21 protein-coding genes are annotated in these 22,121 nt (G+C 37.5%); 4 read left to right on the top strand and 17 right to left on the bottom strand.

Translation table 11 applies throughout. From position 1 onward, the window contains the following. Positions 1-3: 3 nt before the first annotated feature. The 15 genes from QNI22_RS05875 to QNI22_RS05805 form a co-directional block, all read right to left on the bottom strand. On the bottom strand, positions 4-267 hold the full coding sequence (locus tag QNI22_RS05875) for a phosphopantetheine-binding protein (protein ID WP_314509693.1): 264 nt from the start codon (positions 265-267) through the stop codon (positions 4-6). After that, positions 264-872 carry a hypothetical protein gene (locus QNI22_RS05870; RefSeq protein ID WP_314509692.1) on the bottom strand — a complete coding sequence of 203 codons (609 nt, stop codon included), beginning with the start codon at positions 870-872 and terminating at the stop codon, positions 264-266. Before QNI22_RS05870 ends, QNI22_RS05875 begins: the two co-directional genes overlap by 4 nt. A gap of 30 nt (positions 873-902) precedes the next feature. Next, complete coding sequence (locus QNI22_RS05865; protein ID WP_314509691.1) at positions 903-2,021, bottom strand: beta-ketoacyl synthase N-terminal-like domain-containing protein; 1,119 nt, start codon at positions 2,019-2,021, stop codon at positions 903-905. Positions 2,022-2,063: 42 nt separating this feature from the next. Then, positions 2,064-2,477: an acyl-CoA thioesterase gene (locus QNI22_RS05860; RefSeq protein WP_314509690.1), complete on the bottom strand. Its 414-nt coding sequence runs from the start codon at positions 2,475-2,477 to the stop codon at positions 2,064-2,066. Between the two features lie 6 nt (positions 2,478-2,483). Next, positions 2,484-2,915, bottom strand: a complete 432-nt coding sequence (locus tag QNI22_RS05855; RefSeq protein WP_314509689.1) for a hotdog family protein — start codon at positions 2,913-2,915, stop codon at positions 2,484-2,486. Next, the gene (locus QNI22_RS05850) at positions 2,900-4,000 is read right to left on the bottom strand and encodes a class I SAM-dependent methyltransferase (RefSeq protein WP_314509688.1); all 1,101 of its coding nucleotides are present in this window, start codon (positions 3,998-4,000) and stop codon (positions 2,900-2,902) included. Before QNI22_RS05850 ends, QNI22_RS05855 begins: the two co-directional genes overlap by 16 nt. After that, positions 3,997-4,893 (bottom strand): LpxL/LpxP family acyltransferase, encoded by an 897-nt coding sequence (locus QNI22_RS05845; protein WP_314509687.1) that lies wholly within the window; start codon positions 4,891-4,893, stop codon positions 3,997-3,999. Before QNI22_RS05845 ends, QNI22_RS05850 begins: the two co-directional genes overlap by 4 nt. After that, positions 4,893-5,153: an acyl carrier protein gene (locus QNI22_RS05840; protein ID WP_314509686.1), complete on the bottom strand. Its 261-nt coding sequence runs from the start codon at positions 5,151-5,153 to the stop codon at positions 4,893-4,895. Before QNI22_RS05840 ends, QNI22_RS05845 begins: the two co-directional genes overlap by 1 nt. Positions 5,154-5,175: 22 nt before the next feature. Next, on the bottom strand, positions 5,176-6,399 hold the full coding sequence (locus QNI22_RS05835) for a beta-ketoacyl-[acyl-carrier-protein] synthase family protein (protein WP_314509685.1): 1,224 nt from the start codon (positions 6,397-6,399) through the stop codon (positions 5,176-5,178). Between the two features lie 12 nt (positions 6,400-6,411). Beyond that, positions 6,412-7,140 carry a flexirubin biosynthesis SDR family reductase FlxB gene (flxB, locus tag QNI22_RS05830; protein ID WP_314509684.1) on the bottom strand — a complete coding sequence of 243 codons (729 nt, stop codon included), beginning with the start codon at positions 7,138-7,140 and terminating at the stop codon, positions 6,412-6,414. 120 nt (positions 7,141-7,260) lie between these two features. Beyond that, the gene (gene flxA / locus QNI22_RS05825; protein ID WP_314509683.1) at positions 7,261-8,790 is read right to left on the bottom strand and encodes a flexirubin biosynthesis tyrosine ammonia-lyase FlxA; all 1,530 of its coding nucleotides are present in this window, start codon (positions 8,788-8,790) and stop codon (positions 7,261-7,263) included. Between the two features lie 93 nt (positions 8,791-8,883). Continuing rightward, complete coding sequence (gene flxY / locus QNI22_RS05820; RefSeq protein ID WP_314509682.1) at positions 8,884-10,173, bottom strand: flexirubin biosynthesis putative acyl-CoA ligase FlxY; 1,290 nt, start codon at positions 10,171-10,173, stop codon at positions 8,884-8,886. Then, a complete protein-coding gene (gene acpS / locus QNI22_RS05815; protein ID WP_314509681.1) occupies positions 10,173-10,556 on the bottom strand; it encodes a holo-ACP synthase in 384 nt (127 codons plus the stop codon). Before acpS ends, flxY begins: the two co-directional genes overlap by 1 nt. Next, a complete protein-coding gene (locus QNI22_RS05810) occupies positions 10,553-12,271 on the bottom strand; it encodes a C45 family autoproteolytic acyltransferase/hydrolase (protein WP_314509680.1) in 1,719 nt (572 codons plus the stop codon). Before QNI22_RS05810 ends, acpS begins: the two co-directional genes overlap by 4 nt. A gap of 91 nt (positions 12,272-12,362) precedes the next feature. Beyond that, a complete protein-coding gene (locus QNI22_RS05805) occupies positions 12,363-14,129 on the bottom strand; it encodes a glycoside hydrolase family 9 protein (protein WP_314509679.1) in 1,767 nt (588 codons plus the stop codon). 153 nt (positions 14,130-14,282) lie between these two features. On the opposite strand from QNI22_RS05805, the gene QNI22_RS05800 reads away from it, so the two are divergent. Further along, positions 14,283-14,813 (top strand): DUF3124 domain-containing protein, encoded by a 531-nt coding sequence (locus QNI22_RS05800; RefSeq protein WP_314509678.1) that lies wholly within the window; start codon positions 14,283-14,285, stop codon positions 14,811-14,813. Positions 14,814-15,017: 204 nt separating this feature from the next. Here the strand turns inward: QNI22_RS05800 and QNI22_RS05795 are convergent, their stop codons facing one another. Next, entirely contained in the window at positions 15,018-15,281 is a 264-nt protein-coding gene (locus tag QNI22_RS05795) for a hypothetical protein (protein ID WP_314509677.1), read from the bottom strand. Positions 15,282-16,074: 793 nt separating this feature from the next. On the opposite strand from QNI22_RS05795, the gene QNI22_RS05790 reads away from it, so the two are divergent. Further along, entirely contained in the window at positions 16,075-18,054 is a 1,980-nt protein-coding gene (locus tag QNI22_RS05790; RefSeq protein WP_314509676.1) for a tetratricopeptide repeat-containing sensor histidine kinase, read from the top strand. 121 nt (positions 18,055-18,175) lie between these two features. Here QNI22_RS05790 and QNI22_RS05785 read toward each other — a convergent pair whose 3' ends face one another. Then, positions 18,176-18,799, bottom strand: a complete 624-nt coding sequence (locus QNI22_RS05785; protein WP_314509675.1) for a murein L,D-transpeptidase catalytic domain family protein — start codon at positions 18,797-18,799, stop codon at positions 18,176-18,178. A 355-nt stretch (positions 18,800-19,154) separates the two neighbouring features. Here QNI22_RS05785 and QNI22_RS05780 point away from each other — a divergent pair, with 355 nt between their 5' ends. Further along, positions 19,155-20,006 carry a YitT family protein gene (locus tag QNI22_RS05780; RefSeq protein WP_314509674.1) on the top strand — a complete coding sequence of 284 codons (852 nt, stop codon included), beginning with the start codon at positions 19,155-19,157 and terminating at the stop codon, positions 20,004-20,006. A 267-nt stretch (positions 20,007-20,273) separates the two neighbouring features. After that, complete coding sequence (gene malQ / locus QNI22_RS05775) at positions 20,274-21,779, top strand: 4-alpha-glucanotransferase (protein ID WP_314509673.1); 1,506 nt, start codon at positions 20,274-20,276, stop codon at positions 21,777-21,779. Positions 21,780-22,121 lie beyond the last annotated feature (342 nt).

The raw sequence follows: 22,121 nt of genomic DNA, 5'->3' as shown, positions 1-22,121 counted from the left end.
CCGTTATGAATTTGCTGTCTGTTTGGATTGAATGAATTCGGCTATACTACGTACCGATTTGAAAACTTCTTTGCCTTCATCTGCATTGTTAACTTTCGTTTTGTATTTCTTCTGTAGCAGCACGATTAGTTCCAATGCATCAATTGAATCCAGTCCCAAACCCTCTCCAAACAAAGGAGCATTTTCATCAATGTCGGCAGGAGTCATATCCTGTAGATTCAACTGTTCAATAATATCATTCTTTAACTCTTCAATTAAGGTATTCATATATATAAACTAGTTAATGTATTGTGATTAAACAGTAAAGCATTAATATCTGATGTAGTTTCCACCCACACCAGCAAAATATCGGGTTGTTTTTGGTAATAATCTACCCAGCCTACCAAACAGGCATTGATCCTCTTCTGAAGAAACAGTGCTGTTGTGTATTGGCAAAGTAAATCATAATCTGGTGTTGCCGATACAGTAAAGAGATTTTCTCCTTTGATTTTGTGGCGAATACATAGTTCACCCATTACGATATTAGATAGGGTATATACAAACAGAGCAGGACTTGGGAAAAAATTATCTGTTTCTAAAGTGGTTTGAAACTGTTCGTCTGTATCCAGAGATCCATGTTGGCCGGAAAGAATAATCCCAATCTCTGATGACGTATACGAAAGCGGATTTCCTTCAAATAGACATTCACCCGCCAGAATACCATACTTACATAAGGTATCCATTTTAAAAAACTTAGGATAGCTTAGTTGTAATAGAGTATAGAGTGCTTGTGGATCATACACCATATCATTCAAAGGCAAATTAACAACCCCTTTATGGGTATTAATTCCTTTGGATGACAGGCGACAGTATTTGGTTACAAAGAGATCCATTTCACAAACAGGTGCAAATATAATTTTTGATTAGGATGATACTTGTTTTTCCAGAAGTAAAACCGCATTACCTCCTCCAAACCCTGATGCTGTTTTTAGTGCACAGGTATAGTTTCCTGTGTGATTTTCTGTAATCACTGGCAACGGAACACTGGTACCTGTTTCTTGGAATCCAGCCGAAGTGAGTAATTGGTTACGTTGCAGGCTGCGTGCTGTCAGAATGGTTTCTATAATGCCCGCTGCTCCCAATGTATGTCCGATATAGCCTTTGAGGCTATTTACAGGTATTTGTGCAAGTCCACAGCGTTGAAACGCCAGTGACTCCATTTCATCATTGTAGATGGTTCCAGTACCATGCGCATTGACAAATTGGATGGTTTTCGGTTCTTTACCTGCTGTCTGTAAAACAGATTGAATGGCTAATGCTAGTCCGTCACCAGTACGTGAAGGACCGGAAATATGATTGGCATCATTGGATGATGCTACCGTTGTAATCTGAATAGATGTGGGATTAGGTTCCCGTGTAAGGATTATTGTTCCACATCCTTCTCCCAGAGAAATGCCTGCTCTCTTTTTATCAAATGGCGTACAAGGAAAGGGACTGATTGCCTGCAAAGAATAGAAACCAGCCAAGACAAAGAACGAAAACAAATCTCCACCTGTTACAATAGCCCGTTTATACTTTCCTTGTTGTAATAGAGTATAAGCCAGCCCGATTGCTTGTACACCCGAAATACAGGCATTGGAAACGATAAGGGGTGTACCTGCATAACGTAAATGCGTAGTTACAGCTTTTGCCATCTGATCCAGGTGTATGGATGCAGATAGGTTTGCCTGTTTTTGGAGTAACTCAATGTTTCCTTTGGTGGAAGAGAAAATATATAAATTGTCCGAATCTGTTGCATCAATACCTGCTGATTGACAGGCCTGCTGAATAGATCGGATAAACAGACTTTCCAGATGAGTAAGTGACTCACCAGGTAAGAACATACCTTTGTCCAGAACGGATGCATAGAAATCACCTATAGGATTATTGGTATGCCTCCTAATTCCACTGACTCCATTGCTTATAGCCTCAAAATTCTCTTCTGTGGTTGTTCCCAGAGGAGTAATAATGTTATCACCAATGATGTAAACAGGTGCAGGCATAAAGAGTCAGATAATGACAAAGATTATATGTAGGAATAATTCTTATTTAAGTTGATAGTAGGTTTTCCAGTCAGCCAGGAAGTCTGGTACGGTGATGCAGAGATTTCGGTTGGTATCCAGAAATACCTGGATGGTTTCTCCGGTGGCGATCAGCTCCTGAGTATCCTTCTTTTTAATCTCGTATTGAAAAATAACTTTTGCGGCTTCTGTTTCTACATAGGTAATCTTTACAAGGGCAATATCTCCATATACCAAGGGTCTTTTGTAATCGCAGTTTAACTTTACAATAGGCATAACAAATCCTTTTTGATAAACTTCCAGATAATGCAGACCATATTTTTTTCCAAAACCTTCACGCGCATCTTCAAAATAACGTACATAATGCCCATGCCATACAATATGAAGAGAGTCTACTTCGCTAAACTTAACCTCTACTTCGGTTTCAAAAGAAAGCATACAAACTTATTTTTTCAGAACAATTTTCATTTCACAGCTGGCAATGAATATATTATTCAGCTGAATTTCTCCTTTGATTAATGTAATATCCAATACAGTATCCAGAACAGTGACCTGAGTAGTGATTATATCACCTACTTTAGGAAGCCGGGTTATTTGCAAATATTTGATAGCCCCAATAAAGCCTACTGGTATTGGCTCTCCTTGTTTTACAAACTGATAGCCCATTCCTGCAGCAGCAGTCTGAGCAATATTTTCAATAAGACCTGGTTCTTTCAACTGATTATCCTCCACAAACAATCCATCTGCTTTAATCAGAAACTTGGTAACTGTAGTGAGTCCATCCGATTCATACAACTCATCTATCATGACAATCGGATGCTGCTGAGGGATGAAGCGTGTAATATCACTAACAGGTAATGTTATTTCTTTCTGCATTGTAATAATGTATGACTGATACCAATATTATCGGTTTGTTCTATAATTGTAAAGCCAGCTTTTTCAATACAGGCAATAAATATATCCGAACGATACATCTGGCTATTGCCATTAGCCATACAGGTAAAATACAGGGAGGTCTGTTGCAGGCAAAATGCTGATGTAGGATACTTTTGCCGATCCCAGAATGTTTCCATGATAAACAGTGTACCATCCTCTTTTAATGCCTTATGGGCCTTGGTAGCTATATCTGTAATTTCTTCATCAGAAAAGCAATCCAGAAACTGACTCATCCAGATCGCATCAAATCCGGCAGGCAGTGTTGTTTCTGGTTGGAGAATATTGATAGGATAAAAGGACACCCTATCTTTATCAGGATGTTGATTAATTGCCTCTTTTGCCATGGCGATCTGCTGTGGCAAGTCAGCGATAGTAACCTGTACATCTTTATTAAACTCAATACATTGCTGAGCCCACTTACCTGTATTGCCTCCAACATCCAGCAGAGTAGATGGTGTATTGCTAAATACAATAGGTAGAACTTTGGAAAAAGAATCGTCTGAATAGAAATGATCAAAGGCAAACCAACTTTCTTTCGCCTGTAGTGGGAGGGAAGACAACGCCTGATAAATGGTAGACCATTGCTCTCCAAAGTGTTTCAGGCCTATAGGTTTCCCAGCCTGAATAGACTCTGTAAGATGAAAGAATCCCTGATAGTTTATATCATTGACAAAATCCATGTTAGCTCTTGTCATAGGATCATGTAAAATAAAGAATCCTGTTTTGGTCAGAACATATTTTTCGTCCTGCCACAATAGCAAACCTATACCCAGACCTGCTTCAATCAGTACTCGTACACCATATGCTGAAATTTGAGTAGCAGATGCAATCTCTGTTAGTGTTAATCCATCTGTGCTATTGTCAATTGCTTCCAATATCTTCAGATCTCTCAATGCTTTTGTTGCCTGAAAGACCATTGGGCCAAATGCTATCTTTTGTGCCTCATGTTTGGCATCAATTGCAGATAATTTTTCTTTCTTATAGAATGAAAGCGATGAAAAGGTGTCTGGATTCTGAATATTCATGAGAGGTCTACTTTCCAAAAATCATAATAATTAAACCACTGATAAGGATACAAACGAATTGTCTTCTCTATCTGTCTGATGTACTCATGTACCGAATGAGTGAGTTGCTCGGTGTGGTTACTAGTTCTGGGTGATGGGATGTATATGGGTTCAGATGCTTTCAGATGGTATTTGTTCCATCTTTGCTTTGTTGAAAAAACAAAGGAAACAGGAACATTATATCGTGCTGCCAGCTGATAGGGGCCTATCGGAAATAATGCTTCTTTACCCAGAAATTGCACAGAAATGGTTCTGGCTCCAGTAGTAAATCTATCTCCATGTATACACAATAGTTCTTTTCTTTCCAGAGCTTCATTGATCTGGTATATATGGGAAAGATCTTCTTTGATAGCTATAATCCTAATCCTACTACTCCCTTTGACACTTTCCAGATAAGATTTGATCTTCTGATGTTCTCCATCATACATGACAATATTAATAGTACAGGAAAACTTTTGTAGCAGATGTCCTGCAATTTCCCAGTTACCAAGGTGCGCACTGATAAGAATTCCACCACTTCCGGACAGGCACATTTGTTCCAGGTATTGTTCTCCATCAAAATGATAGTGAAAACGACTATATCCTGCCAGGACAGCTACCCGGTCAATAAGTGATTGTCCAAACACAAAGTAATTTCTGTAAATACCTACTAGTGAAGCCGTTTTTGAAAACTTTAATCTGTCATGTAAGTATGAGTAAATAACCTTGCTACTGTGATTGGAAAACAGAAAATAGTAAAGTGCTACAAAGTAGAGAATGAAGTAAGCCGGTAAAAGTCCCAGGTATGAAAGAATAAACACAAATATCTTATACCCTAGGACTGTTCCCTTGGATTGTCCACTCCATACACTCATTATTTCTCTTGCAGTTGGTGCTCTACTCGTTGAGTGATATAGTTATAGAAGTCTTCAAAGGTAGTGATACCTGCAAAATCTTCGCTTTTAACTTTAAAGCCAAAGTTGCTCTCAATCACAACGACTAGATCCACATAATCCAGGCTATCTAATTCGAGGGTTTCTTTCAGTACAGCTTCTGGTTTTATTTTATCTGCATCTACTTCAAATTCTTCAATCAGAAATTCATTAACCTTCTGTACTATTTCTTCGGTATACATACTGTTTAAACTTTTAGTGATGTTAGCTAATTTTTCTTACGATGATAGACGAATTGGTTCCTCCAAATCCAAACGAGTTGGACAAGAAAGTATTGATGTTTTTATCAACAGTGGTGGTTGCAATATTTAAAGGTGCTGAATATTCATCAGGGTTCTCGAAGTTAATATTAGGTGCAACGAACGAGTTTTGCATCATCAGCATCGAGTAAATAATCTCACTTGCTCCTGCCATCCAGCACTCGTGCCCTGTCATTGACTTGGTAGAACTTACCAGAGGACGTGAATTTCCAAAAACTTCATGAATTGCCTGTGCTTCACAGGCATCTCCTACAGGAGTGGAGGTAGCATGCGCATTGATATAGTCTATCTCATCTGCTTGTATTCCTGCATCTTTTAGCACATTACGCAATGAACGAGCCGGACCTTCTACATTGGGCTGAATGATATGATTGCCACTGGATGAAAATCCATATCCTATGATTTCTGCAAGAATAGGAGCATTACGTCGTTTGGCAGACTCATAACTTTCCAGAATAACAGTGGCTGCACCACCACTGGGAATCAGTCCATCCCGGTCTTTATCAAACGGACGAGATGCTTTGGTCGGTTCAGATTCCCGGATTGAAAATGCACTTAATCCATCAAAGCTACCCATCACATACTCATTAATTTCCTGAGCTCCGCCACTAATAATACAATCCTGATATCCATGTTTGATCAGAAAGTAGGCCATCCCGATAGAATGAGAACCACTCGCACAAGCGGCACTAACGGACATATTAATACCTTTCAATTTGTAAATAGTTGAAAGGTTCATAGTAACCGTACTATTCATAGACTGAAATATACTGCCTGATCCTACTAAGGTGTTGTCTCTCTTCTGACGTGCAATATCTGTTGCTTCAATGACCGCTTTTGCTGAGCTATCATTGCCATATAATATTCCAATCTCATGATCTTCCAGATATTGTTCATCTATGTGAGCTACCTGCAAAGCTTCCTGAGTAGCAAGATAGGCATATTCTACCTGTTCAGCCATACTTATCCGTGTACGTCTGTCCAGAATACCTTTCAGATTCGGTTGCTTTACTATGCCGGTTAGAGCTGATCTGAAACCTAGTGCCTTACGAGGTTCATCATAGACAATTCCGGATTTTCCCTGATACAACGAATCTCTTACTTCATCCAGGTTTGTTCCTAAACACGAATAAATACCTATACCTGTTATTACAACTCTGTTGAGCATAGTCAAAACAAATTATGAATATAGTCCGCCATTGATTGAAATAACCTCACCTGTAATATACGATGAGTTTTCTGAAGCAAGGAACGAAACTAATTCGGCAACTTCTTCGGGTTTTCCAAATCGATTTACTGGAATCAGGGCTTTTATCTCCTTTTCATTCATATCTGCTGTCATCTCAGTAGTAATAAATCCCGGAGCTACTGCGTTGACAGTAATACCTCGTCTTCCTACTTCCTGAGCCAGCGCTTTGGTGGCGCCAATTACACCTGCCTTTGCTGCAGAATAATTGGTTTGGCCTGGTACTCCTTTTAACCCGGATAATGAAACAATGTTTATAATTCGACCAAACTTTTTTACCAACATAGGGTTAAGTGCCTGTTTAGTAACATTATAGAACCCTCCCAAGCTAATATTTAAAACAGAATCCCAATCCTTTGGTTCCATCCATAACATCAGTGTGTCTTTCCGGATTCCTGCATTGTTGATTAGAACTTCAATGGTTTTATCTTTATTCGCTTCAATCCACCCCCCTAATATAGTGTCTACCTGATGGCGATCTGATACATCAAATTTTAATAATTGTCCCTGTCCTCCTTCCTCCTGAATTTGTGCCAATGTTTTTTCTGCCTCCAGATCATTAGACAGGTAGTTCAGAATAACGAAAAAACCATCTTTTGCTAGTTTTACAGCAATTGCCCTGCCAATTCCTCTTGCTCCTCCTGTTACTAATGCATATTTCATTTAAAATAGACTAAATTTATTAATTGCTGAAAATCAATATAGGTACATATAGTACACAGACAAAATTAGTATAAATGTACATAAATTGTACTCTTCTGATACCTGCTAATGTATAGATTGTTAAAATCCTGTATTGATAAAGCACAAATCTTTTATCTGTTGTATCTTCTCATACTGTGGCTGATCATCTGTAAAAGCCAGAAATGTCTGTTGTAGCTGATCAATAACTTGCTGATTGGCCTTGGAAAGTTTGTCTTTTATATTCAGTATATCAATAGCTTGAACCAGTGCCATGAGCTCAATTGCCAGAACCTGAGATGCATTATCGATTACTTTATTACAAATCAAAGCCGCATTAGTCCCCATACTGACAATGTCCTGATTGTCATTGTTATTGGGAATACTATGCAAATACATCGGATATGATAATGTCTGAGCTTCTGCGGTTGTAGAAGTAGCTGTAAATTGCACACCCTGAAAACCAAAATTCAATCCCAATACTCCTTTGTTCAAAAAAGGTGGAAGTTTTTCATTGATCTTGTGGTTCATCAGGTAGTTTAACTGACGTTCAGATAACATCGCTAGTTTTGCAATAGAAATCTTTACTTTATCCATCTCCAGTGCTACATAATCACCATGGAAGTTGCCTCCATGAAACACATTCTCTACTTCATGATTGACAATTGGATTATCATTTACGGAGTTTAACTCTTCTACCACAATCTTTTCTGCCAGTTCAAGAGTATCTTCTATTGGTCCCAGAATCTGAGGGACGCAACGAATGGAATAATATTCCTGTACTTTCTCTTCAAATACAGGATCATCAACTTTTTTGTAAAGATGTTGGATACGTGATTTTACCAGTTGGCTACCTGCTACCTGTTCTCGTATCTTTTTTGCAATATTGTTTTGGCCTTTGTGCCATTTTACTTCATTTAACTCTACAGAAAAGAAGTCGTCATAGGATTCTGTAATTTCTGTAATTAATGAGGTGGCAATAACAGCCCAGTGAAGTACTTTTTTTGCCTGAATAAGATTGATTAGTGCAATGCCTGTCATGAAAGAGGTCCCATTCATGATGGCTAATCCTTCTCTTATATGAATAGAAAGTGGTTTTAGCTGTAATTGTTGAAAAACCTGGTATGCAGGAAGAATTTCTCCTTTATAATGTACTTTTCCTTCTCCGATAAGGCACAGTGATAAATGAGCCAGTTGAACCAAATCACCGCTGGCTCCAACACCTCCGTGTTCATATACTATAGGAGTAATCTGGTGGTTAAGCAGGTCTCTTAATAAAAGAATCAGTTCTTCATGAATACCTGACCTGGCTTGAATGAGACTATTGAGACGAGCAATCATTGCCGCTCTCACAAACAGAGGTGGAAGTAGCGCTCCTGTACCTGAACAGTGGCTGCGAATTAAGTTGTATTGTAATTGTACCCGATCCTTATCACTTATTTTGTATTGGGCCATTGGACCAAAACCTGTATTGATACCGTATATAACTTTATCTTTTGCAAATTTCTCTAAAAAAGAAAAGTTGGAACGAATATCCTGAAGCTTGTTTTCATCTATCGAAACAGACTCTTGTGCTGACAAATGGGTGACGAAATCGTTTAATTCCAGTAGTTTTTTTCCGATAGATAACATTTTAAATCCTAGTATGTTGCAAAACTAAGCTTTCTTTTGCAAAATGAATAATGGCCACCTCTAATTGCGTTGCTGAAAGTGCAAAAATTTACTTTAAAAGGTTGTACGTCGATCAATGAAATCTACTGGTTTGCGGAAATTGAAGCTTGTTTTTATAGCATTGATCTCCTGAGCAGATGTTACAAAAATATCGGGAGTAACCCGTATCCGTGCCTGAAAATGTTCTTTTATACGAAAAACGAGATCAGCGTCTTTTTCATTGCCTGCTACATATATCTTAATAGCATCCAAACCCATCTCATTTGTAGTGACTTCTGAATAATAGGCTGAAATGTAATCCAGTTCATGTAGTAGTTCAGTCAGAGCAGGCGGATATAACGTTGTTCCTTTGTATTTGATCATCTGATTTTTACGTCCCTGTAGAGGTCCAAGTCGGAGAGTGGTACGTCCGCATTCACAGGATGACAGATGATACTGACAAATATCCCCAGTTTTGAAACGCAATAACGGAGTTCCTTCTATACCTAATGTAGTAATAACCAATTCCCCTGACATACCTGGAGGTACAGATTGATCCTGTTCATCAACTACTTCGATAAATACCAGCTCTGGTAGGTGGTGGCCTCCTTTCCCTGCGTGACATTCTGTAAAGGCTGTTGCCATTTCTGTTGAAGCATAGGTCGAATAAAGCTGCACTGGCCACTTATCTGTGATTTTTTGTCCTAATATATTAAGTGAAAAATCCTGATTTCGAATAGGTTCGCCTATACATACAATTTTGTTAACTGTACTTGCAGCCGGATCAATCTGATTTTTTTCTGCATATTCCAGCATTTTTAGTATGAATGATGGAACTGCAATCAATGTGGTTGTTTTATGCTCAGCAATAAGTTTCCATTGAAGATCAGGTAGTCCCGGACCCACTCGTAGTAAGGAAGCTCCTAGTTTACGCAAACCCAGTACATAGGCTAAACCTGCCATAAACAGACGATCAGAAGTTGTGGTAAGTTGCACAATATCGTCTGGACCTATACCTGCTATGGAAAGAGATTGTGATTCGTTCGTTGCTAATCGTTCAAGATCATTGTCAGTAAGATAGAAGGATACAGGAGTACCTGAGGTTCCGGAAGTACTGACAATATCTATAATTTTAGATAAAGATTGACAGAGAAATTCCTTGTTGTATTTCTGTAGATCAGCTTTAGTTGTAAATGGAAATTTCTGAATATCTTCAATAGACAACAGATTTTTCTCTGTGAGCTGGCATTCTGTGAGTACTCGCCTGTAATACAACGAATGCAGACGCAGATAGTGTATTTGATTCTGTAAGACTTCTAACTGGGACTGTTGCTGTTCTAAAAGAGTATAAGAAACGGATGTCATTAGTCTGATTCAATGATTACAAAAGCAAAGGCTTGTGTAGCTGAGTGTGACATACTTATATGTATTCTGGGTATAAAGGTAAACAGGTTTGTGAAAAGTGTTCTAATCGTTTCGTTTATTTCAATGTAAGGTTTCCCATCCGACTGGTTATATATAACTATCTGATTGAGAGGAATTGATAAATCTATACCAGTTCCTAACGCCTTCAAAAATGCTTCTTTTGCCGCAAACCGGGCGGCGAATGACTCATATTTTTTTGTTTTGCGGTTGCAGATTTCAATTTCAGTGGTAGAAAAAACGTAAGATAGAAAGTCAGAATTTTTAGAAATCTTTTTTTGAATGCGTTCTACATCCACATTGTCTATGCCTATTCCCAGAATCATAGCTTTTCTTTACACTTTTGAATCACTTCTTCTATTGCCTTTTTCTCTTTATCAGAAGCAAGGTATTTGCTTTGGGCCGTTTGAGCATATTGCAGTGCCTTGGTATAATCTACCTTTTGTTGATAATAGATAGCCAGAAGAAGATAGGTGTTGAAATACTCTTTATTTGATTCAATAAATTGTTTTTCAATTGTGCTACTTAATACGAAGTCTTCTTGTGTAATCTGTGCTGCAATTTTTTTATAAAACAATGCTTTGGTATAAGAAGGTGTGGCTAAAAATGGATCAGTTGCAATAGTTTTAGATTCAATACTGATTAGTTGCTTTTGCTGATCCAGAGGATTTCCCTGAAAGATATCTGTAAGATTATATGCTTTGAACTTGCCCAGATTATATGGGTTAGATGAAACCCATACCATACGTTGTTCTGGCATAAAGATGATTGCATGATGGGCGATCAATTGATTAATTGCTGCTTCATTTGTCAAGCCTATGTCAGTATTATGTAAACCCTTTTGATCCCGCAGCACAGCTGCTACAGATCTATAGGTAAATTTGGGTGTGCTATCTATCAATTCATTCAGACGTTCAAATCGTTTTTGTGTAGGGTTATTTTTCTGATGGTTAATATTCAGGGAATCAGATTTAAATGTATTGCTTTGAAAGTGATTGGTACACAGAATGCGAGATGATGCATTAGTTTGGTACATGCTGGTTTTAGTAGGTGTTTTTTCAATACTTACCACTTTACGATCTTGTGCAGAACCGACTAATAACATTTCTGAAACAAATACGTGACTTTTTTCTATGATACTGTATGCTTCCTGTGTAGTTCTGGCATACTGCAGCACTTGCCTGGCTACCAGTGAAATAGGAGTTGCTGTACTATTAGGGATTTCAGATGGCGCTGCATTTAATGTTACTGTTAGTCCGTGTTCGTTCATGCCTGAGACAACCCCAATCATTCCTCCCCAGGTAACCAACATCATATTATAGCCAGAGTCAGGGCGAACAAAGAGAACAATTTTATCCTGAGCGAACTTATCACCTACATAAAAGTCAAAGTTACGGCCTATAATAATGGAACCATCCTCTGTTTTATCTCCCCATACACCAAAGGAAGTGCAACCCACAAAGTTCATGTTCTGCATGGCATGACCAATATCATGAGCTCCATGGTAATTTAAAATTCGCTGATAGGGAGATGCAATGTAATTATGTTTATCAGAGGCAAATCGGGAGACTCCGAAGATTTCTTTCTTATATTCTTCAGAAACATATTTATCAAGGTCTTTATTAAAATATCCTACTACATATTTTATAAAATACTGATAAACAGTAGCTGGTAATAATTTATTCAATGTTTCAACAAAAAAGTCTTCCTGCTGGTTGATTAATTCCTGGGATAAGAGTCCATTGACGTATCCCCGTTCGTAAGCATTGCCCTCAATATACATTTCGTATAGTCCTACATCATTCTTTCGTATCCAGTTGTTACCACTGGCCCATCCGCCTGAAATTGGAGTGCGGGAATAGGAAAGTTGCTTTTCCTGTTCTGTTAGAGTGGGATCATCTATGCGTGTGATAAAATGTAGCACTATCAAAAAAAGAATCAGACAGAGCATAAAACCTGCCAGTATTTTTACAGAACGTATGAAAATCTTCTTTGTTCTGGATGTTTTACCTTTTTTTGAAGGAATAGATACTTTGTTCATAGTTAGTAGTTTCCGTTCCTAAAAGTATTCAGGAACGGTTGATACGGTTTCGCAACATCAAAAATACAGACTTTGAATTGGAAATGCTATCTTATTTAATGGATCTCTGTAATGCTTCTATGGCTATAACCAGATAAACCATAGGAGCATTCCAGTTAATTGCTACTTCATTGGTCGCATAAGAACAATCAATGTCTACATAACACTCATCTGCTATAGTAGTAGGATACTCACACTTGTCCTGTTGACCAGGATTGGCTCCACCTGCCAACAGTCCTGGAATAGGTTCATCAATACCATCTGCAATAGAAGGTCGGTGATGTGGATGGTGAGGCGATTTGCTGCCCAAACCGGTCACATAACAATAACCTGTTCCATTACGGCCCAGAATAAAATCCAGATTACTCAGAGCATAATGGAGATAACGGGAATTATGCGTAATCTGATAGGCATAAATTAAGGCAATACCTTGATTAGCTGCCAGTGAATTACTGCCCCAGATATAATCTTTGGCTGTTTTTCCCATTACTGTTCCATAAGGTTGTGTTTCAACATCGTTCAATAAATTATCTGCTACTATGGTAATATGTTGCTGAATGGTGGGTAGATCTTTTTTGCCTGCTTGGGTGAGATTACTTCCATAACGGGATAGGCTATAGTAAGCCAGCGCCCGTACCTGATTCCAAGAAGGAATAGTCAGTGCATTATCCAAATCCTGTTTAATATAGGGATAGTATTTGTCATCCTTTGTGGTGACATATAATTCGGCAGCAGCCCATACCCATTCATCTTTGTTATTTTTATCTTCATAGGCACCCGTTGTGATATCAGGATCACTCTGTTGATTAATTAGATTTTGCTGATACAGAATATCAGGATTCTTTTGAGCCCAAGCCCATGCTTTTTGAGCAGATTGCAGACAGGAGTCGGACAGCCCTGGCAACTGTTTTGAATATTTTCTGAACACCCGGCTGGCCTGAGCCATTACTGCTGCAAAATCCAGTGTAGCAATAGTATTTTTCTGAACTACATATCGTGTTTTGATGGCTTTGTCTGGCATAATCATGCCATCAAAAGAAGGATTGGTCAACTTGTGATAGACACCTCCATCTTCTCCATCTTGCATAGTAAGCATCCAACGTAAATTCCAGAGTATTTCATCCAGCAGATCAGGAATCACATTCTGGCTTTCTGGAATATTGGTATGGATGGATTCCGCATATTGGGGGAAATCTTCATACAGGGACAATAAGGTTCCCATAGTAATACCCGAATTAACAATGTATTTGTTGTAATCTCCAGCATCATACCAGCCTCGGGATGAAGATATGACAGTTCCAGCCTGGCGATTGGCCGAGGCTGCTGATGGGTGAATAACTACTTGTGTATCCGGATGTCCTTCTGCACGAGCCCATTGTCCGGCAAATTTGCTGATAAGAGGAATAGAGGCTCGTTGATAATAATAACTCTTTAATGTACTGACAGCCAATGGATGATGCACATTGTTACTAATAGTAAAAGGGTATGAATAACCTAATGTTGGAATAGAAAGAACAAATGTTCCTTGTTTGCGAAAGGATGAAAAATCAGCAAGGCGGACTATCTTGCCAGAAAGTGGATTTGTAACAGGTTTTTGGAGTTTCCCTGAAAAAAGAGTATCCGTATGGGTTGTGTTGAGAATATAGAAAGAAGATTCTTCTGATGTTAAAATTGCTGCTGTTTTGGGGCCATTGGGATAAAATCCTATCTGGTTAAGCCGTATTTTATCAGAGATTGTCTGACTCAGTGCTGATGGTAAAAAACAAAGGGTAAAGATGAAAAATAGAAAAAACAAAGAAGAGGTAAACCAATTTTTCATATACTAGGGGCTATAAAAGACTATACAGATAAATGGATATGCTATTTCTCAGAATTCGATAGGAAAACTAGCCGATTAATTGAATACTTACAAATACTTTTCAGGATTAGAGTTATTTTTCTTTATAGTACTGTTTCTAATGAAAGATCTTATATGAAGAATAGATTATTAACAGATCATGTGTGGATATTGGGCTTATGTTTGTTGCTTTTTCTACAATGTAAGCAGGAGAAAAAGTTTACAGGTCATAAAACTGTTCGGGAATATACTACTGCTCAGATCAAATTTGACACACTGAAACATCAGAAAAAAGTGTATGTACCTACTTATTCAGAGATATATCATAATGCGGAAGATCAGTATTTTCCTTTGCTTACTTCCTTAAGTATACGAAATACTAGTTTAACGGAGCAGATGTATGTAAATACTGTTGATTATTATGATACGGAAGGAAAGCAACTAAAAAAATACCTGGAGAAACCTATTGTACTAAAACCTTTACAATCAGTAGAATTTCCGGTGACACATAACGATAAAGGAGGAGCAGGGGCTAATTTTATTGTGACCTGGGGTTGTACTGGCAATATGATTCCTGTTATTCAGGCTGTAATGATAGGGTCTGCTTATCAACAAGGGATTTCCTTTGTAACAGAAGGTGTGGTTATTGAAAAAAAAGATCTATAGATTATAAAAGGAAACGCTGAAATGTATTTCTGAAACGGATCTTTGTATTTGGGTGCCAATGGAATATCTGTCTTGCAGAGGGCACTTATTTTCTGTTCAGAAATCTGTATAAAATGCCCACAGTAGATTACGGTGCCGGCAAACCTCCCTGTTTTGAATCGGAACGTTTAGGCAGAGTTGGCATAAACGGACTGGAACCGGACGCTACTTCTGCAAAGGCGGTAGCATTATTATCTGCTTCTCTACATCCAGAAGACTGTATTCGGCCTGCATACCGATTTGTTTAATGATATTGTAGATGCTATTGCCATTAAATGATGTGGCCTGAGGGTTAACCGACAAATTAGTTACAGGAATAGTTTGTGTTACAAAGTCGCGGGTAACAGGATCTATGCTTTGACCTGTTGTAGCCGTTTGCTGACCTGGAATACTCAGGCTTTGGTAAACAATTGGCTTTGACTTGTTCATAGCTTGCCTTATAACTTTGATTGGTAAACTCAGATTGTTTTATCTGAATATTGTGTGTAGTGGCATATTGTATCATCTCTTTCAAAGTTTAGCTTCTTATCTGTTGACCTCTACCTGAGAATATAATTGAAAATGCAATCAGAAATGACAGATAATATGATTTCTTTTTCATGGCTGCTTGTACTGTTTATTCAAAGGTATGATTCAGTGCCAGGACAAAAAATGTGGAATAGAAGTAGGGAAGAAATGTATAGGTAATTGCAGGTGTTGACTCAATAGGAGAACAGATAAGTAGGACGAAAAAGTAGTTGCTTTGTCCTAAAAGAAAGAATGTTCTATTGTTTCTTTAGTATAGATACAGATGTATAGAAGGTGGAATCGTTTTTTCCGGATGGGTAAATATCTGTTGTTGAAATATAGACTTCAAAAGCTATCTGTATAGTGGTGTTACACCTTTTGTGATGTATTTCTTACATATGTAAATTATACTCTCAAAATCTACTTTATAATCAGGTGTGCAAAAGAAGGGTAGATATTTGTCGTGTAAATAAAGTTTCCTATCGCACTTTTATATGATTTGATCCTGATTCTAGTATTCTTTTTGACTTTTTAGATGAATATGTATATCAGTTCTTTTCCATAGATGTGCTTGTATACATTAATCGAAATAACGATTATATCCATGATTTGAATATGATCTTACACAGGATTCTGATACATCTTATTTACCTATGTCTGCTTTAGAGTAATATTGGATTAGTAAAACCAAAAAGAAAAGAAAATAAGGAGTTTAATGCATAGAATAATTGTGTGGTTATTGGTGTTGGGAGTATCCATTCCGCTATGGGGACAGTCTGTAAAAACAGACAGTCTGCATATTGTTGTAATGGGTGCTACTGGTGCTATGCAAAAGGTAGATGCATTGAACAATCTGGCTGATGCTTATCGGTTTAAAAATACAGATAGTACGATTTCAATTGGTACGAAGGCACTTTTACTCGCAAAACGAAATGAATATGTAAAAGGCGAAATTATAGGATTGTATAATATCGGAAATGGATATCTTTCGCAAGGTGATTATCATCGTACATTATCTTATTTATTAAGGGCTTTAGGAATTGCAGAAGAACATGAAAATGATTCTGTCCAGGCAATGATTCTGAATAGTGTAGGGACTGTCTATATGAAAACCGAAAAATTAGATCAGGCCTTGTATTATTATGAGAAAGCAAAACTACTTGTCGAAAAACAAAAAGATCAATTTCTATTGGCTAAGATATTAGGCAATATAGGAAATATCTACTGGGCACAGAAAAAGATCTTGGAAAGTCTACATTATAAACAAGAGTCTCTGACCATTTCACGTGAGAATAACGATTTAATTGGTGTCGCTACGGAATTATACAATATTGGTCTGATTTATCTGCAACAAAACAGACACGATTACGCTTTGACATTTTATAAGGAATCATATAGTTTGTCGGAACGTTTGGAAGACAAGGAAGGGTTAGCGTTCTGTTCATTTGATATGGGAGAAATCTATTTACATCAAAAAGACTATAAGACATCCCTCGTGTATATTGATAAAGGATTAGATCAGGCAAAAAAACTGAAGAGCAAAAATCTGGTTTATCGAGGATATGACTTGTTATTCCAACTGTATGAAAAACAGAAAGATTATGCCAAAGCATTAAGCTATCACAAGCTGGCTACAGCAACCAAAGATAGTGTTTTTAGTCTGGAAAGAGAGAAGGTTTTGAAAGAAGTTCAGACGGACTATGATCTGAATAAAAAGCAAAAAGAAATAGATCTTTTATATAAAGACAAAACTATGCAGGATGCTCAGTTGCATAGCCAGTCTATACAACAGAATATTTTAATTTTTGGTCTTACACTGATTGCTGTTGTAGCATTATTGTTCTGGATCAACATGCAGAGCCGGAAGAAGATTAATATGCTTCTTGAGCAGGAAAATGAATTGGTTAGATTACAGAAAGAAGAAATTTTTAATCAGAAACAAGAAATTGCAGATCAAAATCAGAAGCTGGAAGCTTTAAATGTAACCAAAGATAAACTATTTTCCATTATCTCCCATGATTTGAGAAGTCCACTAAATACTCTTCAGTCTATGTTGGAAATTGTACGGGATGGTATTTTATCGGAAGAAGAGACTGTGGAAATTACCGGGCTACTATACAAAAAGGTAAGGCATACATCTGATTTGCTGGACAATCTTCTCAACTGGGCTAAAAGCCAGATGGAAGGAATCCGGATACATCAGGAAAATGTTAATCTTCAGGAACTGATCCAATCAAATGTCGACTTGTTCTTGCCTCAGGCATTGGAAAAAAAGATCGTGTTGGAAAACAATGTATTAATGCCTGTTCATGTCAATGCTGACAAGAATATGTTGTTGCTGGTTATCCGAAACCTACTTAATAATGCCATTAAATTTACCACTGCTCAAGGCTGTGTACGTATCTCTGCCGAAATTCAGTCGGAAAAAGTGGTAGTTTGTGTGCAGGATACAGGAGTAGGAATTGACTCAGATCGAATTGATAAATTATTTAAGGTTCAGTCTCTCTTTACCACATATGGCACATCTAACGAAAAGGGGACAGGGTTGGGATTATTGTTGTGTAAAGATTTTGTAGAGAAAAATGGAGGTGATATCTGGGTAAAAAGCTCTATAAATCAGGGTAGCCGTTTCTATTTCAGTGTGCCTTTATATGTTCAATTGAGAGAAATTTCTTCATTTACAATGGCTTCATAAATCCGACAAGTTGAATAAGATAAAAAAAGAGTCGTATTCTGCTCATTCAATAAATGACGGAGTACGACTCTTATGTTTTAAGAAGTTATAGAGCGGATTAGCTACAAAATTTGATCTATTGTTATTCTGTAACTTGTGATGTTAATTGTGGCAGAGGTAATGCTGGGATTGAGGGTAATTGCTTGAATGCCCAGATAAAGGCATTTGTATTCTCCAACAATTTAACAACCGTTTTTATATCTTCTGTAGGAACAGCAAAACAGCCCTGACTATTTCCTTGTCTCTTATTTACCTGTGCATTATGGGAAGTAACATAGGGTGCGGCATGGAAAATAATACCTCTTGCTTCTGCCTGATCATTTATTCCCCAATCTAAGCCTACCAGCCGAAGGCTTAATCCATGTTTACCATTAAATTGGTTTTTAGGAATGAAAACTCCAAGACTGGAGCAATTACTGCCTGAGTCATTTGAAAAAATAGATGCTTCTGCTGTTCTTCCTGTGCCTTTCCCATGGGCAACCCATGTGTGCAAAAGACATTCTCCTGTCTTTAAATTTATAATCCACAACCGTTTTTCGTAAGATGGTTTCGAAAAATCGACAACACAGGCAATAGTTCTGTTGGAAAGTTCTTTGTATTCAGTAGATAACTGTAATGCGTGTTGTTGAACATACGCAGGTAATAGCAGCTGGCCATAGGCATTCATCCCCATAACGGCAGCTATCAGAACAAAGAGTTTCTTCATGTAGCAAAGTAAGATGTTATTGATGAAGGTAATTAGTAATTTTATAATAAGAAAGAGATGTAAATAGTTCATTCATAGGAGAAAATGTTGAAGAGTTCCTGATGAATTCTACATTTTTGATTGTTGAAGGGTACTTTGTTAAATAAAACGATAGTATAACATATCTATTTTATTAGGAGCTGATTTTTTTGCTTTTTTTATTGTTGCTAACCTGTTGGATTACAGATTGGTTCTAAGCTTTAGATAACTTACCAAAAGATCGGGAGGGCAATTTTATCCGGGATTTTTCGTATAATGGGAAACAACACCGTATACAATAAATGTAAAATATGTACAACTCATTAAATTTTATGAGATGAAGGAACACACTATACGGATTTTTAAAGATGTTATTTTAATTAGTTTTGGGATTTTGTCAGCAGGCATGGGGTTGAAGGGATTTCTTTCTTCCAGTGGGTTTATTGACGGTGGTGTTACAGGGATATCCATGTTATTAGCTGATATAATGGGCATTCCGCTGGCCATTCTGATTCTGCTTTTTAATATTCCATTTATTATAGTAGGTTACAAACAGATTGGAAAATGGTTTGCTCTTAAAAGTATTTTAGCTATAGCTGGATTATCCTTATGCCTGGCTTTTATTAAATACCCTGACATAACTCCAGACTTGTTATTAACGGCTGTTTTTGGAGGATTCTTCATTGGTGCAGGCATTGGTCTGGCTATGCGGGGTGGAGCTGTACTGGATGGAACAGAGATTGCGGCTTTACTTATCAGCAGACAGACAGCTATGTTTAGAGTAGGTGATATTATCCTGGTGATGAATATCTTCATTTTTTCTGCTGCTGCTTTTTTAAAGGATGTACCAGTTGCTCTTTATTCCATTCTAACTTACTTTGCTGCTTCCAAAACATTGGATTTTATATTGCATGGTATTGAAGAGTATACTTCGCTGCTTATCATCTCAGACAAAAGTGAAGAAATACGATTAAAAATTATCAACGAACTTCAACGAGGCATTACAGTAATCAAAGGCAAGAAGGGCTTATCTGGTGTAGATCAGGATATCTTGTTTTGTGTGGTTACGCGTTTGGAAATGGGGAGAATTAAACGTTGTGCACAAGAAATAGACAAGGATGCTTTTATTGTTATAGACGCTTTATCAGATGCTGAAGGTGGCCTTGTGAAAAAATCAAAGTTGCATTAAACATAAATCTGCTGATTTTAAGTATTATCTGATGTGGAAAGAGTAAATAGTTCTACAATTACACAGTAATTTATGAGTATAGAATATAGGAACTAATTTTTGATAGACACAGATCAGATTATTTACCTTAGTGAGTCTTATTATACTGCTTTAAGTATACACACTTATTTTGTAGAGCGAATATTTGCAACGTATAGGTGAAGAGGAATAAATAAGGTGATATGATGGTATTTGTCGAATCAGATTAATCCGATATTCTATACTTTTATGTTGAATCAACGAGCCAGTGGAATTTTACTTCCCATTTTTTCTTTGCCTTCCTCACATGGAATTGGCGATCTAGGCGAAAAAGCTTATCAGTTTATCGACTTCCTGGAACAAACACATCAGAAATATTGGCAAATATTGCCTTTAACTCCTGTTGACCAGGGATTAGGTAATTCGCCTTATAGTAGTATTTCAGCTTTCGCTGGAAATACATTGTTTATTAGCCTCAACAAATTGTGCTATCAGGGATTGTTAAACTCTATCGATATAGAAAGTCCTCCTGAGTTTCCTGATGGACATATTGATTATCCGGCAGTCAGAGCCTTTAAAGAACCTTTACTTCATAAAGCATTTGAAAATTTTAACAAAATTGTTGACGAAAATGCAGAAGAAGCATTTCGGCAATTTTGTGAGGAAGAAGCGTACTGGCTGGATGATTATGCGCTATTCAAGTGTCTGAGAATTAAAAATAATGAGTATGCCTGGATTGACTGGGGACATGATTTAGCCAATCGTGTACCGGAAACGTTAGCCGCAGCCAGAGACGAATTAGCCAATGAAATCCTGCGTGAAAAGTTCTTTCAATATCTTTTCTATCAGCAGTGGGCAGAATTAAAGGCCTATAGCAATAAAAAAGGAGTGATGATCTTTGGTGACCTGCCTATCTATGTTAATTATGATAGTGTAGATGTTTGGGTAAATCCTCATCTTTTTAAACTGAATGAAAACAAATTACCTTATGTAGTAGCTGGTACGCCTCCTGATCGGTTTAGTACTACAGGTCAATTATGGGGAAACCCTGTCTACAACTGGGATGCCATGCAGAATGAGAATTTTGAGTGGTGGTTACGTCGTATTGGACATAACTTCCTCTTGTTTGATCTTGTTAGGCTAGACCATTTTCTGGGATTTGTTAATTATTATGAAATCCCGGTTAACGAACCTACAGCTATCAATGGATATTGGCAAAAAGCTCCTGCAGAAGAATTTTTTACGGCCTTGAATGCTCGTTTTCCTGATCCCGCCATTGTAGTAGAAGATCTGGGGACTATTTCTCCTGATGTAATTTCGTTTGTACAACGTCATCGGCTACCTGGCATGAAGGTACTACAATTTGCCTTTACTGGGGATGAAGAGATGAATCCGCATCTGCCACATAACCATAATAATCATAGTGTAGTCTATACAAGCCTTCACGATACCAACACTACACATGGATGGTGGCAAACAGAAGCTACAGAACACGAGAAGTATCGCCTGGCTACGTATGCCAGGCAGGATTTGTCAACTGATAATGTAGCAGATGCGGTTGTACACATGGCTATGCAATCACGTGCAAACATTGTTATTGTACCGATACAGGATATACTCAATATGAACGAGAAAGCACGTATCAATGTGCCGGGTACCAGTCATGGCAATTGGGAATGGCAATTGACAGATGGATGGGAATCTGAAAATATAATACAAAAGTTGAATGCTTTTGTTATTGAAGGAGAACGATAAAAGCACCGACTTGAGTTTAACAGAAATCTCCTGTGTAGAACTTTTGTAATTTTAATCAGATTTTAATCTCTTATTTAGATTGTTTTAATCCCGACCCGGTATTTTTGTAAGCGTCACTAGTTAATGACTGGTGACTTCCATTTTATACCGAGGCTAAGTAACTTAAAAGTCTGTTCCCTTTGGGACAGACTTTTTTTATTTTATCCGACGTATCTGGCGCATTCACAGAAATAACTCTCTAGTTATAGAGTAGAAAATTTTATTTTCTATTGTTGCAGCGTTTACCCTACTTTTTACATTCTCTTATTTAAAGTGTTTTACCATTTATAATTCACCTCTTAT

The sequence above is a fragment of the Xanthocytophaga agilis genome (assembly GCF_030068605.1).
GTDB classification, from domain to species: domain Bacteria; phylum Bacteroidota; class Bacteroidia; order Cytophagales; family 172606-1; genus Xanthocytophaga; species Xanthocytophaga agilis.
This window is presented reverse-complemented; position numbering and strand designations above follow the sequence as displayed.

Bases quoted from the DNA above. Each gene is read 5' to 3' on its own strand.
- QNI22_RS05805 (WP_314509679.1), bottom strand. From the start codon at position 14,129: ATGAAAAATTGGTTTACCTCTTCTTTGTTTTTTCTATTTTTCATCTTT.
- QNI22_RS05875 (WP_314509693.1), bottom strand. From the start codon at position 267: ATGAATACCTTAATTGAAGAGTTAAAGAATGATATTATTGAACAGTTG.
- acpS (WP_314509681.1), bottom strand. From the start codon at position 10,556: ATGATTCTGGGAATAGGCATAGACAATGTGGATGTAGAACGCATTCAA.
- QNI22_RS05845 (WP_314509687.1), bottom strand. From the start codon at position 4,893: ATGAGTGTATGGAGTGGACAATCCAAGGGAACAGTCCTAGGGTATAAG.
- QNI22_RS05800 (WP_314509678.1), top strand. From the start codon at position 14,283: ATGAAGAATAGATTATTAACAGATCATGTGTGGATATTGGGCTTATGT.
- QNI22_RS05870 (WP_314509692.1), bottom strand. From the start codon at position 872: ATGGATCTCTTTGTAACCAAATACTGTCGCCTGTCATCCAAAGGAATT.
- QNI22_RS05840 (WP_314509686.1), bottom strand. From the start codon at position 5,153: ATGTATACCGAAGAAATAGTACAGAAGGTTAATGAATTTCTGATTGAA.
- malQ (WP_314509673.1), top strand. From the start codon at position 20,274: ATGTTGAATCAACGAGCCAGTGGAATTTTACTTCCCATTTTTTCTTTG.
- QNI22_RS05865 (WP_314509691.1), bottom strand. From the start codon at position 2,021: ATGCCTGCACCTGTTTACATCATTGGTGATAACATTATTACTCCTCTG.
- flxY (WP_314509682.1), bottom strand. From the start codon at position 10,173: ATGACATCCGTTTCTTATACTCTTTTAGAACAGCAACAGTCCCAGTTA.
- QNI22_RS05795 (WP_314509677.1), bottom strand. From the start codon at position 15,281: ATGAACAAGTCAAAGCCAATTGTTTACCAAAGCCTGAGTATTCCAGGT.
- QNI22_RS05855 (WP_314509689.1), bottom strand. From the start codon at position 2,915: ATGCAGAAAGAAATAACATTACCTGTTAGTGATATTACACGCTTCATC.
- QNI22_RS05810 (WP_314509680.1), bottom strand. From the start codon at position 12,271: ATGAACAAAGTATCTATTCCTTCAAAAAAAGGTAAAACATCCAGAACA.
- flxA (WP_314509683.1), bottom strand. From the start codon at position 8,790: ATGTTATCTATCGGAAAAAAACTACTGGAATTAAACGATTTCGTCACC.
- QNI22_RS05790 (WP_314509676.1), top strand. From the start codon at position 16,075: ATGCATAGAATAATTGTGTGGTTATTGGTGTTGGGAGTATCCATTCCG.
- QNI22_RS05780 (WP_314509674.1), top strand. From the start codon at position 19,155: ATGAAGGAACACACTATACGGATTTTTAAAGATGTTATTTTAATTAGT.
- flxB (WP_314509684.1), bottom strand. From the start codon at position 7,140: ATGAAATATGCATTAGTAACAGGAGGAGCAAGAGGAATTGGCAGGGCA.
- QNI22_RS05785 (WP_314509675.1), bottom strand. From the start codon at position 18,799: ATGAAGAAACTCTTTGTTCTGATAGCTGCCGTTATGGGGATGAATGCC.
- QNI22_RS05850 (WP_314509688.1), bottom strand. From the start codon at position 4,000: ATGAATATTCAGAATCCAGACACCTTTTCATCGCTTTCATTCTATAAG.
- QNI22_RS05835 (WP_314509685.1), bottom strand. From the start codon at position 6,399: ATGCTCAACAGAGTTGTAATAACAGGTATAGGTATTTATTCGTGTTTA.
- QNI22_RS05860 (WP_314509690.1), bottom strand. From the start codon at position 2,477: ATGCTTTCTTTTGAAACCGAAGTAGAGGTTAAGTTTAGCGAAGTAGAC.